The 16,069-nt window shown below is 72.1% G+C and carries 17 protein-coding genes and 1 riboswitch; of the genes, 11 read left to right on the top strand and 6 right to left on the bottom strand.

The genetic code is table 11. The features are described 5' to 3' along the window. Positions 1–7: 7 nt before the first annotated feature. Positions 8–149: riboswitch (cobalamin riboswitch) on the bottom strand. A gap of 146 nt (positions 150–295) precedes the next feature. The 3 genes from ACWC1K_RS34065 to ACWC1K_RS34055 form a co-directional block, all read right to left on the bottom strand. Beyond that, positions 296–523: a hypothetical protein gene (locus tag ACWC1K_RS34065; RefSeq protein WP_398951906.1), complete on the bottom strand. Its 228-nt coding sequence runs from the start codon at positions 521–523 to the stop codon at positions 296–298. A 33-nt stretch (positions 524–556) separates the two neighbouring features. Further along, positions 557–1,807, bottom strand: a complete 1,251-nt coding sequence (locus tag ACWC1K_RS34060) for an anion permease (RefSeq protein ID WP_450836786.1) — start codon at positions 1,805–1,807, stop codon at positions 557–559. A 152-nt stretch (positions 1,808–1,959) separates the two neighbouring features. Then, complete coding sequence (locus ACWC1K_RS34055; protein WP_450836785.1) at positions 1,960–2,709, bottom strand: lysozyme; 750 nt, start codon at positions 2,707–2,709, stop codon at positions 1,960–1,962. A 196-nt stretch (positions 2,710–2,905) separates the two neighbouring features. Here ACWC1K_RS34055 and ACWC1K_RS34050 point away from each other — a divergent pair, with 196 nt between their 5' ends. From ACWC1K_RS34050 to ACWC1K_RS34025, 6 genes are all read left to right on the top strand, one after another. Beyond that, positions 2,906–3,637, top strand: coding sequence for a class II aldolase/adducin family protein (locus tag ACWC1K_RS34050; RefSeq protein WP_450836784.1), 732 nt, complete (start codon positions 2,906–2,908; stop codon positions 3,635–3,637). Positions 3,638–3,746: 109 nt separating this feature from the next. Beyond that, complete coding sequence (locus ACWC1K_RS34045) at positions 3,747–4,865, top strand: alpha/beta hydrolase family protein (protein WP_450836783.1); 1,119 nt, start codon at positions 3,747–3,749, stop codon at positions 4,863–4,865. A gap of 391 nt (positions 4,866–5,256) precedes the next feature. Continuing rightward, on the top strand, positions 5,257–6,657 hold the full coding sequence (locus ACWC1K_RS34040; RefSeq protein ID WP_450836782.1) for a hypothetical protein: 1,401 nt from the start codon (positions 5,257–5,259) through the stop codon (positions 6,655–6,657). Between the two features lie 417 nt (positions 6,658–7,074). Beyond that, on the top strand, positions 7,075–8,673 hold the full coding sequence (locus ACWC1K_RS34035) for an ABC-F family ATP-binding cassette domain-containing protein (RefSeq protein ID WP_344403742.1): 1,599 nt from the start codon (positions 7,075–7,077) through the stop codon (positions 8,671–8,673). A gap of 362 nt (positions 8,674–9,035) precedes the next feature. Further along, on the top strand, positions 9,036–9,257 hold the full coding sequence (locus tag ACWC1K_RS34030; RefSeq protein WP_004002281.1) for a helix-turn-helix domain-containing protein: 222 nt from the start codon (positions 9,036–9,038) through the stop codon (positions 9,255–9,257). A 129-nt stretch (positions 9,258–9,386) separates the two neighbouring features. Next, the gene (locus ACWC1K_RS34025) at positions 9,387–10,190 is read left to right on the top strand and encodes an enoyl-CoA hydratase/isomerase family protein (RefSeq protein WP_450836781.1); all 804 of its coding nucleotides are present in this window, start codon (positions 9,387–9,389) and stop codon (positions 10,188–10,190) included. A 100-nt stretch (positions 10,191–10,290) separates the two neighbouring features. Here ACWC1K_RS34025 and ACWC1K_RS34020 read toward each other — a convergent pair whose 3' ends face one another. Next, complete coding sequence (locus tag ACWC1K_RS34020) at positions 10,291–11,004, bottom strand: nucleopolyhedrovirus P10 family protein (protein WP_450836780.1); 714 nt, start codon at positions 11,002–11,004, stop codon at positions 10,291–10,293. A gap of 87 nt (positions 11,005–11,091) precedes the next feature. Here ACWC1K_RS34020 and ACWC1K_RS34015 point away from each other — a divergent pair, with 87 nt between their 5' ends. From ACWC1K_RS34015 to amaP, 5 genes are all read left to right on the top strand, one after another. Beyond that, positions 11,092–11,589: an Asp23/Gls24 family envelope stress response protein gene (locus ACWC1K_RS34015; protein WP_450836779.1), complete on the top strand. Its 498-nt coding sequence runs from the start codon at positions 11,092–11,094 to the stop codon at positions 11,587–11,589. A gap of 62 nt (positions 11,590–11,651) precedes the next feature. Beyond that, the gene (locus ACWC1K_RS34010; RefSeq protein ID WP_450836778.1) at positions 11,652–11,837 is read left to right on the top strand and encodes a hypothetical protein; all 186 of its coding nucleotides are present in this window, start codon (positions 11,652–11,654) and stop codon (positions 11,835–11,837) included. Then, complete coding sequence (locus ACWC1K_RS34005) at positions 11,834–12,217, top strand: Asp23/Gls24 family envelope stress response protein (protein WP_450836777.1); 384 nt, start codon at positions 11,834–11,836, stop codon at positions 12,215–12,217. Before ACWC1K_RS34010 ends, ACWC1K_RS34005 begins: the two co-directional genes overlap by 4 nt. Then, complete coding sequence (locus tag ACWC1K_RS34000; RefSeq protein ID WP_450836776.1) at positions 12,214–12,864, top strand: DUF6286 domain-containing protein; 651 nt, start codon at positions 12,214–12,216, stop codon at positions 12,862–12,864. The genes ACWC1K_RS34005 and ACWC1K_RS34000 overlap by 4 nt, the downstream gene beginning before the upstream one ends. Positions 12,865–12,869: 5 nt before the next feature. Next, a complete protein-coding gene (gene amaP / locus ACWC1K_RS33995; RefSeq protein ID WP_450836775.1) occupies positions 12,870–13,448 on the top strand; it encodes an alkaline shock response membrane anchor protein AmaP in 579 nt (192 codons plus the stop codon). A gap of 31 nt (positions 13,449–13,479) precedes the next feature. On the opposite strand, the gene ACWC1K_RS33990 is transcribed toward amaP, so the two are convergent. Then, positions 13,480–14,235 carry an SDR family oxidoreductase gene (locus ACWC1K_RS33990; protein WP_450836774.1) on the bottom strand — a complete coding sequence of 252 codons (756 nt, stop codon included), beginning with the start codon at positions 14,233–14,235 and terminating at the stop codon, positions 13,480–13,482. A gap of 5 nt (positions 14,236–14,240) precedes the next feature. Then, complete coding sequence (locus ACWC1K_RS33985) at positions 14,241–16,028, bottom strand: glycoside hydrolase family 15 protein (protein WP_450836773.1); 1,788 nt, start codon at positions 16,026–16,028, stop codon at positions 14,241–14,243. Positions 16,029–16,069: the final 41 nt, after the last annotated feature.

Here is a 16,069-nt window from a genome sequence, read left to right as displayed (position 1 = left end):
GCCCTGGTTCGACGAGACCGGCGGTGAGAGTTCCTGGCTCCCGGGGCTTACTACCCCGGTGACAGTGGCGGGACCGCGCCGGACTCGCACCGGCTTCCTCTCGCGCCGCCGTATATGGCCTCGGCAGTCCACCACGCCCCCGAACGGCAGTCAACTTGCCGTTGACCTGCGGCGGGGGAGTGTGCTGAGGCCCACACCCGGCGCTCGGATCCGCGCAGGAAAAACCCGCGGGGCGAGGAAGCACGAAAGGGTGCTTCCTCGCCCCGCGGGACGGTGGGGAGGCGGTCCGGCCGCCTCAGGCCTTGGCGATCACCAGATGGATCCCGTAGGCCACCGCCGCCGCGCACCCCGCGAAGGCCACGTACGCGCCGGCCACCGCGAGGGACGCCGAGTTGCCCTGCGCCACGGCCCGCTCGCGGCGCGACAGGCCCATGATGCCGAGGGTGAACAGGGCCACGAGGCCCACCGTGACCGCGAGGCTGACGCCGAAGACGGAGCCCAGGGCTGCCCAGTCGATCTTCATGCTGCTTCTCTTCCTTCGTACCGGTGGGCGGGCTCAGACGGCCGCGGCCGGCGGGGTCGCCGGGTCGGGGGCGGCGGTCACGGGGGCCGGGGCGGGGATCGTGGCCGTCAGGCCCTCGGTCACCGTGCCCGTGGGGGGCGGGGTCACGGCGGCGATCGCCGTGGTCACCACGCCCGCGGGTTCGTCGGTCTCGTTGACGTTCGACGCGTCGACGACCTCGCGCCGGGAGATCTTCCAGATGGCCGCACTGGCGACGACCAGGAAGACGGCGACGACGGCGGTGCCCCAGTCGCCGAGATCCGTGACGGACTCCGCGCCCGCACCGACCAGGGCGGCGGCCGGCAGCGTCAGGCACCAGGCCACGAGCATGCGGGTCGCCGTCGACCAGCGGACCACGCCGCCCTTGCGGCCGAGGCCCGCACCCATCACCGAACCGGAGACCGAGTGGGTGGTGGAGAGCGAGAAGCCGAGGTGCGAGGAGGCCAGGATGACCGTGGCCGCGCTGGTCTGGGCGGCGAAGCCCTGCTGCGGCTGGAGCTCGGTCAGTCCCTTGCCCATGGTGCGGATGATGCGCCAGCCGCCGAGCCAGGTGCCGAGCGCGATGGCGAGGCCCGCGGAGAGGATGACCCAGGTGGGCGGGTCGGAGTCGGGGGCGACGGCGCCGCCGGCGACCAGGGCGAGGGTGATGATGCCCATCGTCTTCTGTGCGTCGTTGGTGCCGTGGGCCAGCGAGACCAGGCCCGCGGAGGCGATCTGGCCGACGCGGTAGCCCTTTTCGGCGGCCTTGCCGTCGGCCTTCTTGCCGACGGTGTACGACAGCCGGGTCGCGAGCAGCGCTGCCAGGCCCGCGACGATCGGGGCGGCGAGCGCCGGGATGAGCACCTTGGTGACGAGCACGTCACCGTGCACCGCGCCCATGCCGGCCGAGGCGATGGTGGCGCCGATCAGACCGCCCATCAGGGCGTGCGAGGAACTGGAGGGAAGGCCGACGAGCCAGGTCAGCAGGTTCCAGAGGATCGCGCCGACCAGCGCCGCGAAGATGACCTCGGGACGTATGCCGGTCTCGTCGACGAGACCCTTGGAGATCGTGTTGGCGACCTCCACGGAGAGGAAGGCACCCGCAAGGTTCAGCACGGCGGACATGGCCACCGCGACCTTGGGCTTGAGCGCGCCGGTCGAGATGGTGGTGGCCATCGCGTTGGCGGTGTCGTGGAAACCGTTCGTGAAATCAAACGCGAGTGCGGTCACTACCACAATCGCGAGGATCAGCGAGAAGTTTTCCATTTACCCAGGCAATCGTTCGAAGTCAACGGTCGGTTGACCGTAGGCAACCTGGGTGAACGGAAGATGAACTGAGGGCGGCCGCACGATGTCTGGATAAGGGGGTCGCCGCTCCGCCCCGTGCCGGCGACCCCCGGTCCCCCGGCGCCGCTTGGTCAGTAGCCCCGGGCGAACTTCCTCAGCTGGGTCTGCGACCCGTTGAAGAGATTCTGGTCACCCGGCAGGCTGCCGCCGTTGTCGTACTGCCAGAAGGTCCAGAACGACCAGCCGGCCGGGAGAGAACCCGTGGCCCCGGAGCCGTGACGGGCTATCCACAGCGCGTGGTCGTGCGCGAACGCGCCGCTTCCGCCCGTGCAGGTGTTCCACCAGTGGGTGGTCGTGTAGATCACGGGATGGCGGCCGGTGAGCCGCTTCACCTCGCCGCTGAACGACTTGATCCAGCCGACCATGTGCGCCTTGCTCAGGCCGTAGCACCTGTGCTTGGCGCTGTACGGGTTGTATTCGATGTCGAGCGCGGGCGGCAGCGTCCAGCCGTCCGAACTCCACCTGCCGCCGTGGTTCACGAAGTACGCCGCCTGCGCCCTGCCCGACGACTTGTCCGGCAGCGCGAAGTGGTACGCGCCGCGGATGATGCCGGCGCTGCGGGCGCCGTTGTACTGCTGCCCGAAGTACGGATTGCTGTAGTTCGTGGACTCGGTCGCCTTGACGTAGACGAACCTGGCGCCCTTGGCCTTCGCGCTCGACCAGTCGACGTTCTTCTGGTGCGAGGAGACGTCGTGCCCCTTCGGCAGACTCGCCGCCGAGGCCGGAAGCCCGGCGAGAGCCGCCCCTGTGACGGTGAGTGCCGCCACCGAGACCGCGAGAACGCGGGTGCGGCGGCGCAGCGGTTTGCGATCACGAGCCATGTTTCCCCCCGGAATGGCGACGTGCACGACAAAACAACGGGAGATTACTGGAAGGTCGTCGAATGCCCGGTGATCTCAGGCCAAGCACGGAGAGAGGGGGATATGTCCCTATAAGGGGTCTTTCGGAGGCGTGGCTTCCGCCCTAAAGTGCCTCCGCCCCGCGGCGGGCCGGGGAGGTGCCTGGCAGGATCGCGGCATGGCTGAGCAGCGGCGGGACCAGCGAGGCGAACGGGATGCGCGAGAAGGCGTGCGGGGAGTGCCGGAGCGGTGGGGGAGGGGTCCGAGTGCCGAGGTGGCGCACGCTTGGGAGGCGCTCGTCGCGACCGCCCGCCGCACGGTCGCCGACGGCCTCGTCGTCGGCACCTCCGGCAATGTTTCGGTGCGCGTCGGGGACACCGTGCTGGTCACACCCTCGGGCGTGCCCTACGACCGGCTCGCGCCCGAGGACGTGACCGGCGTCGACCTCGAAGGCCGTCAGGTGCTCGGCACGCTCGTCCCGACGAGCGAACTCCCCATGCACCTCGCGATCCACCGGACCACCGACGCCCGCGCCGTGGTCCACACCCACGCCGTGCACGCGACGGCCGTCTCGACGCTCGTCCCCGAGCTCCCGGCGATCCACTACATGGCCGGCGCCCTCGGCGGACCCGTCCGAGTTGCCCCCTATGCGACATACGGCAGCGACGAGTTGGCCGAGAACATGCTCCACGCCCTCGCCGACCGCACCGCCTGCCTTCTGCAGAACCACGGCACGATGGCCTACGGCAGCACCCTCGACCAGGCCTACGACCGCACCGCCCAACTGGAATGGATGTGCCGGCTGTGGCTGACGGCCTCCTCGGTACCGGGCATGTCCCCGACGCTGCTGTCCCGCGAGCAGGTGGCGGAGGCGGGCGAGAAACTGCGGGGCTACGGGCAACGGAGGTGAGGCCCGGGAAACCGCACCCGGGCCGAGCCGGCACACCCTGCCGCAATCCGCATCACCCCGCGCCGTCCTCCCGCTGGCCGGTGGCCGGGTCCGCCAGGACACTGGACGGGTGCGCACAGTCAAAGCGACGGCCGCAGCCGTCACCGTGGCCCTGGCGGCCGGCGCGGCAAGCGTGGTCGCCGGCCGGTTCGCGAGCGACGCGGCGCTCAAGGCGCCGCCGGGCCGGCCCCTGCCCACCGAACCCCAGCTCACCGTGCACGCCACGGCCGCCGGGCAGATCGCGCTCACCCGCGACCTGGCGGCCATGCGCCCGGGCACCTACGGCCTCACCGGCGACGGCACCCACGCGGTCGTCGGCCCCGTCCTCGCCACCGCCACGCACTCCGCCGACACCGTCGTCCGCCGCCTGGAACGGGTCACCCACGGCACCCTGGAGCCCGGCGACAAGGTCTGGCTGACCCCGAACGTGCACACCGGCGATCCGGGCAGCGCCCTCGGCCTGCCCCACACCGACGTGGACATCCCCGGCGAACTCGGCTCCCTGCCCGCCTGGTTCGTGCCCGGAGTGCGGGACACCTGGGTGATCGCCGTGCACGGTCTGGGAGCCACCCGCGAACTCGCCATGAACATCATGGAGTTCCTGCACCGCCAGCGCTTCCCGGTGCTGGCCCTCGCCTACCGCGGCGACCCCGGCGCACCCCGCTCCCCCGACGGCCTCGGCCACCTCGGCGAGACGGAGTGGCGCGACGTGGACGCGGCGATCCGGCACGCCGTCAGCCACGGCGCCAGACAGGTCGTCCTGCACGGCTGGTCGACCGGCGCCACCATGGCACTGCGCGCCGCCGCCCACTCCGGACTGCGCGACAGCATCTCCGGACTGGTCCTGGACTCCCCGGTGCTCAGCTGGGCCACCACCCTGCGCGCCCTCGCCGCCGCCCGCCGCACACCGGGCGCGCTGCTGCCGCTCGCCGTCCGGGCCGCCCAGGGACGTACCGGCATGGAGCGCGAGCGCACCACCGAGGCCGGGCAGCTCAGCGTGCCGACGCTGATATTCCACGGCCCGGAGGACACCCTCGCCCCCTGGGAGTACTCCCGCCGTCTCGCCCATGCCCGTCCCCGTCTGATTGCCTTGCGCACGGTCCCGAACGCCCCGCACTCGGCGATGTGGAACGCGGACCCGGAAGCCTACGAAGAAGCCTTGCGCCGCTTTCTGACCCCGCTGATGTGACCGCTTCCGCCGGCCCCCCGTTCCCGCGCCTCTTCCGACCCGGACCTCACCCGGCTCGCGCACCCGCTCCGCCGGCCCCCCGCCCCGCCCGCGGGGTCCTCTCTGCCGGTGTCTCGCCCGGCTCGCGCACCCGCTCCGCCGGCCCCCCCGCCCCGCCCGCGGGGTCCTCTCTGCCGGTGTCTCACCCCGCTCGTGCGACCCCGTCCGGCACCCCCGCCCACGGCGCCGGGCCGGAGCGGAGCTGAACAGTCGAGACGATTCCGTTTAAGGCCGTACCACTGGCCTGTTCCCGTCCCCGAGCCGCTCGCCGGTCCCCGTGCGTTGGCCAGTCCCGGCACCGGCGGTGACATTCCGTTTGGGTTTTCGGACCGTCAACCGGAAGACTGCACCCGTGACGTCCCGTATCCCGCGCGACTCCAGGCTTCGACTCGTCGGCCCGCGATCCCTGTCCGCCGCCCCCAGAGCCGTGAACCAGCGCCGCCCGCGCCGCGCCGCGCCCCGCCCCCCGGAGGGCACACCGGCACCCGCGGAGCTGGCCAGAATGGCTCGCTCCCAGCTGGCCGCCGCGGCCCGCGTCGCCCGCTGGGCCGACGCCGCGCTCGGCCCGGGCAGCGACGGCGCGACCGCCGACGGCAAGGCCACCCTCGCCGACGCGACCGCGGAACGGGCCGCGCGGGACCTCGGCCTGACCGTGGCTCAGGTCCGCGCCGACTGGGACACCGCCCGCCTCGCCGGCCTCGTCGAGGTGCACGGCGACAGCGCCCGCCCCGGCTGGCGACTGCGCGCCTGGAACCGCGACGACAGCGCCGTCCTGCGCGGCTGGGTCGCCCTCTTCGACGCCTGGTCCCTCGCCCACGGCGAGCCCGCGGACCACGAGCCCGCCGCCGTCGCCGAGGTCGTCTCGGCCATGCCCCAGGTGCTCTCCTTCCTCCAGCTGTCCGCCGGGCCCGTCCCGGTCGACCAGCTCCTCGACCTCCTGGAGCAGCGGGTCACCGAGCTGCGCACCGAGCGCTGCGAGATCCCCTACGGCCCGCAGCCCGAGCCCGCCGAGCAGCCCGAGGCCCTCGACGCCCCGCTCGCGCCCCTCCTCGACTGGGCCCTGCACGCCCTCGCCTCCGTCGGCGCCCTCACCTACGGCGGCGGACAGGCCACCCTCACCCCGCTCGGCAGCTGGGCCGTCTGGGTCAAACTGGAGCAGATCTGCGTCGCCGCGCAGAGCCCCGCAGGCAACATCGAGGTCGCCGCCGACGAGATGCTCCGCGGCTGCGCCCAGCTGCGCCCCAACGCCGCCCGCGCCGAATACCGCGCCTGGCTCGCCGCCCGCCCCGTCGGCAGCGCCGTCACCGAACTCATCGCCGCCGCCCGCGGGGACGACGCCCTGCTGCGCGGCCTCGCCTTCGAGGCCCTGCGCGTGGTCGGCGCCCCCGCCGAGCCCGACGTCCGCTCGGTGGCCGAGGAGCCGACCCTGCGCCCGTACGCCCTGCTGTGGCTGGCCGAGCACGACGGCATCGACCCCGAGGACGCCCACGAGGTCCTCACCCGCGAGGAGGCCACCTGGCTGTGGGTCGACACCGCCGCCGCGGTCGCCGACCACGGCGAGGCCCCGATGCTCGTACGCCACCTCGAGTCGGCCGTTCAGCCGACGGTCCCCCTGCTCCTGGAAGAGGTGCGCGCCGTAGGCCACCCCCGCACCGTCCAGGTCCTCGTCGCCCTCGCGGCGGCCCACCCGGACCCGGCCCTGGCGAAGGCGGTCCGCCGGGCTGCCTTCCAGGTGCACACCGGCCGTAGTTGAGCAGGAGGCGAAGCCCTCGGCGGCCCGGCGGGGCTTTCGGGCGGGCGGTCTGGCAGCGGCTTTCAGGGGCGCGGGGCTGTGACATCAGCGGCTCCGCCGCGGGGCGCGCCCAGCCATCACGGCGCCGCAGTCGCACGACGGCATATCGCGGCACATGACACGGGGCTCGGCGCATGGCCTACGTGCCGTACGTCACGCCGGCGCCTGATCGTCACCCAGCCCTGCCCGGCGGCGGCACGGACGTCCCAGCTCATCGCGTTCGACGACCCGGGCCGCAGGCGGCCCGAACACCCGAACACAGAAAAAGTGCTTGCACGGCCCCGTTAGACTTGGCCCATGGCCATTCTCCTCGCGCATTAGACGGCGGGAACGCCTCAGCCGCCCACCCGCCAACCCTTTCTGCCCTGGAGCCTGTCCGTGATCTCCGCCTCCGGTATCGAGCTGCGCGCCGGTGCCCGCGTCCTCATCGAGTCCGCCTCCTTCCGCATCGCCAAGGGCGACCGCATCGGCCTGGTCGGCCGCAACGGCGCCGGCAAGACCACCCTCACCAAGGTCCTGGCCGGTGAAGGCATCCCGGCCGGCGGCACGGTCACCCGCTCCGGCGAGGTCGGCTACCTCCCGCAGGACCCCCGCACCGGCGACCTCGACATCCTCGCCCGCGACCGCATCCTCTCGGCCCGCGGTCTCGACGTGCTGATCCGCAAGATGCGCGACAACGAACAGCGCATCGCCAACGGCCAGGGCGCCACCCGCGAGAAGGCCCTCAAGCAGTACGAGCGCCAGGAGACCGAGTTCCTCACCAAGGGCGGGTACGCCGCCGAGGCCGAGGCCGCCACCATCGCGGCCGCGCTCAACCTGCCCGACCGGGTGCTCGGCCAGCCGCTGCACACGCTCTCCGGCGGTCAGCGCCGCCGTATCGAACTGGCCCGCATCCTGTTCTCCGACGCGGACACCCTGCTCCTGGACGAGCCGACCAACCACCTCGACGCGGACTCGATCGTCTGGCTGCGGGACTACCTGAAGACCTACCGCGGCGGCTTCATCGTGATCTCCCACGACGTCGACCTGGTCGAGACGGTCGTCAACAAGGTGTTCTACCTGGACGCCAACCGCGCCCAGATCGACATCTACAACATGGGCTGGAAGCTCTACCAGCAGCAGCGCGAGGCCGACGAGAAGCGCCGCAAGCGCGAGCGGGCCAACGCCGAGAAGAAGGCCGCCGCCCTGCATTCGCAGGCCGACAAGATGCGCGCCAAGGCCACCAAGACGGTCGCCGCGCAGAACATGGCCCGGCGCGCGGACAAGCTGCTCTCCGGCCTGGAGGCGGTGCGCCAGAGCGACAAGGTCGCCAAGCTGCGCTTCCCCGAGCCCGCGCCCTGCGGCAAGACACCGCTCACCGCCGAGGGACTGTCGAAGTCGTACGGCTCGCTGGAGATCTTCACCGACGTCGACCTGGCCATCGACAAGGGCTCCCGCGTCGTCATCCTCGGCCTCAACGGCGCCGGCAAGACGACCCTGCTCCGCCTGCTCGGCGGCGTCGAGAAGCCCGACACCGGCGAGGTCGTCCAGGGCCACGGCCTCAAGCTGGGCTACTACGCGCAGGAGCACGAGACCCTCGACCCGGAGCGCTCGGTCCTGGAGAACATGCGCTCCTCCGCGCCCGACCTGGACCTCGTCGAGGTCCGCAAGGTGCTCGGCTCGTTCCTGTTCTCCGGCGACGACGTCGACAAGCCGGCCGGTGTCCTCTCCGGCGGTGAGAAGACCCGCCTGGCCCTCGCGACGCTGGTCGTCTCCTCCGCGAACGTGCTGCTGCTGGACGAGCCGACCAACAACCTCGACCCCGCCAGCCGCGAGGAGATCCTCGGCGCCCTGCGCACCTACAAGGGCGCGGTCGTCCTGGTCACCCACGACGAGGGCGCGGTCGAGGCGCTGCAGCCCGAGCGGATCATCCTGCTGCCGGACGGCGTCGAGGACCTGTGGGGCGCGGACTACGCGGACCTGGTCGCCCTCGCCTGAGCGGGCCGGAGCGTCAGCACAGCTTGATCGAAGGGGTGATCCACAGCGTATGGATCATTCGGCCGATCCGTGATCCATCATCTGTGTGAGATCTCCTCGTACCGAGGTGTGTCCTACATCCATTTCGCGGCCGAGCCCTTTATCGACAAGGGCTCGGCCGTCGTACGTCTCTGACCTGGCACTTCATAAAAGAACCCGTTCGGCGGTACGAACGCAGCCGGGAGGAATTACTGATTCCGCTTGTGGGGATGCGCTCCTGTCGTCAAAACCCTGTCTCACGGACCTTGCCGAATGGGTGGCCATGAAAGCCCGGAGGGGTGATCATGAGGGGACCAGAGCGCACTTCCCATGAGGAGGCACGGGTGGCCGAGACTCTGAAGAAGGGCAGCCGGGTAACCGGCGCCGCGCGCGACAAGCTCGCGGCAGACCTGAAGAAGAAGTACGACTCCGGTGCGAGCATTCGGGCGCTGGCCGAGGAAACCGGCCGCTCGTATGGCTTTGTGCACCGGATGCTCAGTGAGTCGGGCGTCACGCTCCGTGGGCGTGGCGGGGCGACGCGGGGCAAGAAGGCCGCCTCGTCCTGATCCCGGGCGGCCCATCGGCTTCGATGGTGGCCACCCGGTCGGTCGGCAGATCGGCCGGGTGGTTACTGTGCAGTCACTTAGCTTTGCGCTTTAGCTTGCTCTGCTGACCGCACTCATCGGAGGCACTCCATGGCTTCGCCCGCCCAGGACCTCGGTCCGGTACTCGACAAGGACGGCGTACGGCTCACCGTCGACGACGCGATCGCCACGGTGACGCTGACCAACCCGGCCAAGCGCAACGCGCAGAGCCCCGCGATGTGGCGTGCGCTCGCCGAGGCCGGGCGGGTCCTGCCGGGGTCCGTCCGCGTCGTCGTGCTGCGCGCCGAGGGGCAGTCCTTCTCGGCCGGGCTCGACCGGCAGATGTTCACGCCCGAGGGAATCGAGGGCGAGCCGACGTTCATCGACCTCGCGCGCAGCAGCGACGGTGAACTCGACGCGAGCATCGCCGAGTTCCAGGCCGGCTTCACCTGGTGGCGGCGGAGCGACCTCGTGTCCATCGCCGCCGTCCAGGGCCACGCCATCGGTGCGGGCTTCCAGCTCGCGCTCGCCTGTGACCTGCGCGTCGTCGCCGACGACGTGCAGTTCGCCATGCGCGAGACCAGCCTCGGGCTGGTGCCGGACCTGACCGGGACGCATCCGCTGGTGGGGCTGGTCGGCTATGCCCGCGCGCTGGAGATCTGTGCGACCGGGCGTGCCGTCCTGGCCGAGGAGGCCGTCAGTACGGGCCTCGCCAACATCGCGGTGCCGGGCGATCAGCTCGACGGTGCGGTGCGGGATCTGGCGTCGGCGATTCTGGCTGCGCCGCGGGACGCCGTGATCGAGACCAAGGCGCTGATCCGGGGGGCGTCGGGGCGGTCCTACGACGAGCAGCGTGCGGCTGAGCGGGCTGCGCAGGCGCGGCGGTTGCGGGACCTCGCCGGCCTCGGCGAGTGACCCTCCGGCGGTGCGGGGTCTTTTGCCTGCGGCGTCGTGGCTGGTCGCGCCCCGCGGCGGAGCCGCATGTCGATACGGCCCCGCGCCCCTTGGGGGCGCGTCAGCCGACCGCCGTTACCAGCACCGCCACCGTCGGGTGATCCGGTAGCGACTCCGCGACCGCCGCACGGACCTCGCGGGCCACGTCCGCCGCCCGGTGGTTCGCGCTCACCGCGAGTTCCACGCGCGCGTGGCGGTGCGGCAGGCTGCCCTCCTCCTCGAGGTCCGTGAGGTGCACCGCCGCCCGGCCCAGGCCCCCTGTCAGATGGGCGACCCCCGGGACCATCAGGGCGGCGGACGCCACCCGCAGCTCGTCCGCGTCGTCGGGCTCCGCGGCGCGTGGCGGCTCCGGGGCTCGTACGGGGGCGGGTTCCGGTTCCTCGTCCAGCAGGGCCGTGACCCGCAGGTCCACCTCGGCCAGCGCCAGGCCGAGCAGCTCCGTCGCCGCGGCTGCCAGCGTCGTACGTACGAGGGCCGCCCTCGCCGGCAGCGGCTCGGACGCCGTCGTGGCGAAGTCCGCCGTCACGCGCAGCGGCCCGGGCGGCAGGGCGCTCGGCGGTGGCGGTACGGCGGGGTCGTGAGCGGTGTCCGGGTCGGCGAGCGCGATACGGAGCGCGTCCAGCCGTACCCCGCGCAGTTCCCCGGCCGCGCGCCGGAGCACCGCCTCGGCCGCCTCCTGCGAGATCCACGCGCCGTCGTGCGGCCCGCCCAGCGGCAGGAGCCTGCCCAGGCCCAACTGGTGCCGTACGGTCTGCGCCCACCGTTCCGTCGTCATTCCTCCAGCCTGCCGCATCCCCGGCGCGCGGTGGCGTAACCCCACTTACCGTGGTCATAGGACGACGACCGAAAGGGACGTGCGGCGATGACGGACATGACGGAGCAGAACCGGACGAGGAACCCCCAAGGAACGAGCGAGGCCGCGGACCCCTCGACGCTGCGCAAGGCGCAGCCGACGCGGCGCGGCGGAGGAGACCCCGCCACCCGGGGGCGGACGACCATCGCCGACGGGGTCGTGGAGAAGATCGCCGGACTGGCCGCGCGGGACGTGGTCGGCGTGCATGCCCTCGGCAGCGGGCTCAGCCGCACCTTCGGGGCCGTGCGCGACCGGGTCCCGGGCGGCTCGAAGTCCGTGACGCGGGGTGTCAAGGCCGAGGTGGGCGAGGTGCAGACGGCACTGGACCTGGAGATCGTCGTCGACTACGGGGTCTCGATCTCCGATGTCGCCCACGCGGTCCGGGAGAACGTCATCGCGGCGGTGGAGCGGATGGCCGGCCTCGAGGTCGTCGAGGTCAACATCGCGGTGAGCGATGTGAAGCTGCCGGAGGAAGAGGACGAGGAGCCGGAGCCCCGGATCCAGTGACCGGCCGGCCCGGACGACCGCACCACCGAACCGGACAACCGCACCACTGAGGGGAGCGCACGATGAGCAGGGCCGTGGTCGGCATGATCGCCGGAATGGCGCTGGGCTTCGCCGGATACTTCGGCGGCTTCGGCGCCTTCCTGCTGGTGGCCGCCCTGGGCGCCATCGGGTACGTCGTCGGCCGGTTCCTGGAGGGGGATCTGGAGATCGGCGAGTTCTTCCGTACGCGTGACGACCGCCGTCGGTGAGCACGGTGAGCGACGGTGTCGGTGAGCTGCGCAGATCCACGGCCACCGTCGCGCCTGGCGAGCGCGGGGCCACCAGGATCGCCGACCGGGTGGTCGCCAAGATCGCCTCCCAGGCGGCCAGGGAGGCCCTCAGCGACCGGACCGAGGACAGCTCACCCCCGCACGCCACCGTCGTCGTCCACCATGAAACCGCACATGTGCGCGTCCACATCGAACTCGACTACCCCTGCGACATCGGTGCCCGGTGCGCGGATGTGCGTCGACATGTCGCTTCGCGGGTAGGCGCGTTGGTGGGCATGGAGGTGCCGGAGGTCGCCGTCCACGTGGAGCGGCTGCATCTGACTTCGGCACACGGCGTGGCACAGGGGAGGACGCGATGAGCGAGCCCCAGGGCTTTGAGGGCACCACACAACGACTGCCGGTCATCGAGAAGGCACCCGCCGACGAACCGGCCTACGGGCCTCCGCCGTCCGGACACGACGGCGATCAGGGCCGCTTCTGGTCGGCGCGCCGCATTCCCGCGGGCATCGTGGCGCTGCTGGTCCTGGCGGCCGCGGGCCTGTTCCTGTACGACATCGCGGCCGTACGGGCGCACCGGCCCGCGATGGCCTGGCGCCGCGAACTCGCCCGTCAGCTCGCAGAGCGCCACCTCGACGACACCTGGGTGCTCGTCGGCGCCGGCGTCGCCGCCGTCCTCGGCCTCTGGCTGCTCGTGCTGGCGGCCACGCCCGGTCTGCGCGGGGTCCTGCCCATGCGGCGCACCCACGCCGACGTCCGGGCCGGACTGCACCGCGAGGCGGCCGCCTTCGTGCTGCGCGACCGCGCCATGGAGGTCGCCGGCGTCCAGTCGGTACGGGTCCGGATGCGCCGCGCCCGCGCCGACGTGTACGCCCTCTCGCACTTCCGCGAACTGGGCGACGTACGCGCCGACCTGAACGCCACGCTCGACGACGCGATCAGCGGCCTGGGGCTGACGCACCCGCCCGCGCTGTCCGTGCACGTACGGCGTCCCGGACGGAAGGGGTGAGGGCGATGCTCAGGATCGTCAACCGGGTACTGATCGGGATCGTCGGACTCGTCCTGCTGGTGGTGGGCGGCTCGGTCCTGGCCGTCGGGCTGGGCGCTCCGCCACCGTCCTGGTGGATCCACGACGGCCGGCACGACGTCCTGCTCAGCGACGCCGAACGCACCCGCTGGCAGGGCTCCGGCTGGTGGTGGCCCACCGTCATCGCCGCACTGGCCGTCCTGGTGCTGCTCGCCCTGTGGTGGCTGACTGCGGTCCTGCGCCGGCGCCGCCTCGCCGAGGTCCTGGTGGACACCGGTGACGGCGAGGGCGCGCTGTTGCGGGGCCGGGCCCTGGAAGGCGTCCTGGCGAGCGAGGCGGGCGGCCTGGAGGGTGTGGCGCATGCCCATGTCCGGCTGACCGGCCGCCGCACCGCCCCCGAGGCGCGCGTGCGGCTCCACCTGGAACCGCATGTGGACCCGGGAACGGCTCTGGACGACCTCACGACCCGCGCCCTGACGCACGCACGCAATTCCGCGGGTCTTGCCGCATTCCCCGCGGAGGTGCGGATGAAGGGCGTCAAACACCGTGCGGAAAGGGTGAGTTGATCCCGCTGGGGCCTCGGTCCTTGGACGGCTCTCAGAATCCGTGGCGCATTCCGCCGTCGACCGGGACCATGATTCCCGTCAGATAGGAAGCCGCCGGGGACAACAGGAAGGCAGCCGTACGACCGAACTCCTCCGGCGTGCCGTAACGCCGCAGCGGAATACGGGATTCGTTGGCGGCCCGGGTGGCCTCGGGGTCCGCGGACAGTCCGTCCAGCTCGCGCACCCGGTCGGTGTCGATACGCGAGGGCAGCAGACCCACGACCCGAATTCCGCGCGGGCCCAGCTCGTCGGCGATCGACTTGGCGAACCCGGCGAGTCCCGGTCGAAGCCCGTTGGAAATCGTCAGCCCCGGAATCGGCTCGTGCACCGACCCGGACAGCACGAACCCGATGACACCCCCGGCCTCCAGCTCACCAGCCGCCGCGCGAGCCAGCCGTACCGCTCCCAGGAACACCGAGTCGAAGGCCGCCCGCCACTGCTCGTCCGTGGTGTCGGCGACGAACCCCGGCGCCGGCCCACCCACACTCACGAGAATCCCGTCGAACCCCCCGAACCGCTCACGCGCCGCCGCGATCAGCCGCGCCGGTGCCTCCGGATCGGCGTTGTCGACGGCCAGCCCGACAGCGTTCGGTCCCAGCTTCTCCGCCGCGGCGAGCGCACGCGCCTCGTCCCGCCCCGTCACGACCACCTTCGCGCCGTCCGCGACGAGCTCACGCGCGGCGGCGTTGCCGAGGCCCCGCGTGGCCCCGGTGACGACGTACACCCGGTCCTTCAGTCCAAGATCCATGGCCCCTATCCTGCCTCGTCGTCCCCGAACAGGGCGAGGGCGGTGTTCACCAGGCCGACGTGGCTGAAGGCCTGCGGGAAGTTGCCGAGCTGGCGGTCGGCGACGGGGTCGTACTCCTCGGAGAGCAGGCCCACGTCGTTGGTGAGCCCCACCAGCCGTTCGAACAGCTCCCGTGCCTCCTTCTTGCGGCCCGTCATGTGCAGGGCGTCCGCGAGCCAGAACGAGCACACCAGGAAGGTGCCCTCGTCGCCGGGCAGCCCGTCGACCGTCGTCTCGTCGGTGCTGTAGCGGCGCAGGAAGCCGCCGTGGCCCAGCTCCTCGCGGATCGCGTCGATGGTGCCGGCCACCCGCGGGTCGTCCGGCGGCAGGAATCCGACGCGCGGGATGAGCAGCAGGGCGGCGTCGAGTTCGCGGGAGCCGTAGGACTGCGTGAACGTGTTCCGCTCGGCGTCGAAGCCCTTCTCGCACACCTCGCGGTGCACCTCGTCGCGCAGCGCGCGCCAGCCGTCCAGGTCGCCGTGCAGCTTCGGGTTCTCCTCCAGCGTGCGCACGGCACGGTCGGCGGCCACCCACGCCATGATCTTGGAGTGGACGAAGTGGCGCCGGCCGCCGCGCACCTCCCACAGCCCCTCGTCGGGCTTCCGCCACTCGGCGTGCAGCCAGTCCATCAGGGAGGCCTGGATCTCCCACATGTGCGGCTTGACGGACAGGCCCGATTTCCAGGCCAGCCACAGCGAGTCCAGCACTTCGCCGTACACGTCCAACTGCAGCTGGTTCACGGCCTCGTTGCCGATCCGTACGGGCGTCGAACCCGCGAAGCCGGACAGCCACGACAGCTCGAACTCGGGCAGCCGCCGCTCGCCCGCCAGGCCGTACATGATCTGCAGGTCGGCCGGGTCGCCCGCGACCGCGCGCAGCAGCCAGTTCCGCCACGCCTCGGCCTCCTTGTGGTAGCCGCAGGCCAGGAGCGCGCCGAGGGTGAGGGTCGAGTCGCGCAGCCAGCAGTAGCGGTAGTCCCAGTTGCGCACCCCGCCGAGCTCCTCGGGCAGGGAGGTGGTGGGGGCGGCGACGATGCCGCCGGTCGGCGCGTAGGTGAGGGCCTTGAGAGTGATCAGGGAGCGCAGCACGGCGTCGCGGTGGGGACCGTCGTAGCGGCATGCGGAGGACCACTTCTGCCAGTCCTTCACGCTGGAGTGCAGTGCCTTGTACGGGTCGTTCCGGGGCGGGCGGGGGTGGTGTGAGGGGTGCCAGGTGAGCACGAACGCGGCCTTCTCCCCCTTCCTGACAGTGAACTCCGAGTGCGTGCCGTAGTCCTCGCCCCAGGTGTGCACCGGGGGTTCGGTGCGCAGCCACACCGAGTCCGGGCCGGCGATCGCCACCCGGTTGCCGTCGGATCTGCGCATCCACGGCACGATCGAGCCGTAGTCGAAGCGCAGCCGCAGCGTGCTGCGGACGGTCACCTTGCCGTGCAGGCCCTCGACGATGCGTACGAGGTCGGGGGCGCGGTCGCGCTGCGGCATCAGGTCGGTGACGCGCACCGCGCCCTCGTCGGTCTCCCACTCGGTGTCCAGCACGAGGGTGCCGGGGCGGTAGGCGCGGCGGGTGCAGGGGCCCTTGGCGCCCTTGGGCGCGATGCGCCAGTGGCCGTTCTCCTTGTCGCCGAGCAGCTTGGCGAAGCAGGCCGGTGAGTCGAAGCGGGGCAGACACAGCCAGTCGACGGAGCCGTCCCGGCCGACCAGGGCCGCGGTCTGTTCGTCGCCGATGAGCGCGTAGTCCTCGATACGGGGGTGCACGGAGTTGCGGGTTCCCGCGAGGACCCCGGGGCAATCCGGGG

The organism is Streptomyces sp. NPDC001492, assembly GCF_053597275.1.
The sequence above is the reverse complement of the archived record's forward strand: the minus strand, read 5'-3'. Positions and strand labels throughout refer to the sequence as shown.

Excerpts from the sequence above, each read along its gene's own strand:
- ACWC1K_RS34010 (WP_450836778.1), top strand. The coding sequence starts at position 11,652 with ATGAGCAGGGCCGTGGTCGGCATGATCGCCGGAATGGCGCTGGGCTTC.
- ACWC1K_RS34025 (WP_450836781.1), top strand. The coding sequence starts at position 9,387 with ATGGCTTCGCCCGCCCAGGACCTCGGTCCGGTACTCGACAAGGACGGC.
- ACWC1K_RS34000 (WP_450836776.1), top strand. The coding sequence starts at position 12,214 with ATGAGCGAGCCCCAGGGCTTTGAGGGCACCACACAACGACTGCCGGTC.
- ACWC1K_RS33990 (WP_450836774.1), bottom strand. The coding sequence starts at position 14,235 with ATGGATCTTGGACTGAAGGACCGGGTGTACGTCGTCACCGGGGCCACG.
- amaP (WP_450836775.1), top strand. The coding sequence starts at position 12,870 with ATGCTCAGGATCGTCAACCGGGTACTGATCGGGATCGTCGGACTCGTC.
- ACWC1K_RS34050 (WP_450836784.1), top strand. The coding sequence starts at position 2,906 with ATGGCTGAGCAGCGGCGGGACCAGCGAGGCGAACGGGATGCGCGAGAA.
- ACWC1K_RS34055 (WP_450836785.1), bottom strand. The coding sequence starts at position 2,709 with ATGGCTCGTGATCGCAAACCGCTGCGCCGCCGCACCCGCGTTCTCGCG.
- ACWC1K_RS34060 (WP_450836786.1), bottom strand. The coding sequence starts at position 1,807 with ATGGAAAACTTCTCGCTGATCCTCGCGATTGTGGTAGTGACCGCACTC.
- ACWC1K_RS34020 (WP_450836780.1), bottom strand. The coding sequence starts at position 11,004 with ATGACGACGGAACGGTGGGCGCAGACCGTACGGCACCAGTTGGGCCTG.
- ACWC1K_RS34065 (WP_398951906.1), bottom strand. The coding sequence starts at position 523 with ATGAAGATCGACTGGGCAGCCCTGGGCTCCGTCTTCGGCGTCAGCCTC.
- ACWC1K_RS34015 (WP_450836779.1), top strand. The coding sequence starts at position 11,092 with ATGACGGACATGACGGAGCAGAACCGGACGAGGAACCCCCAAGGAACG.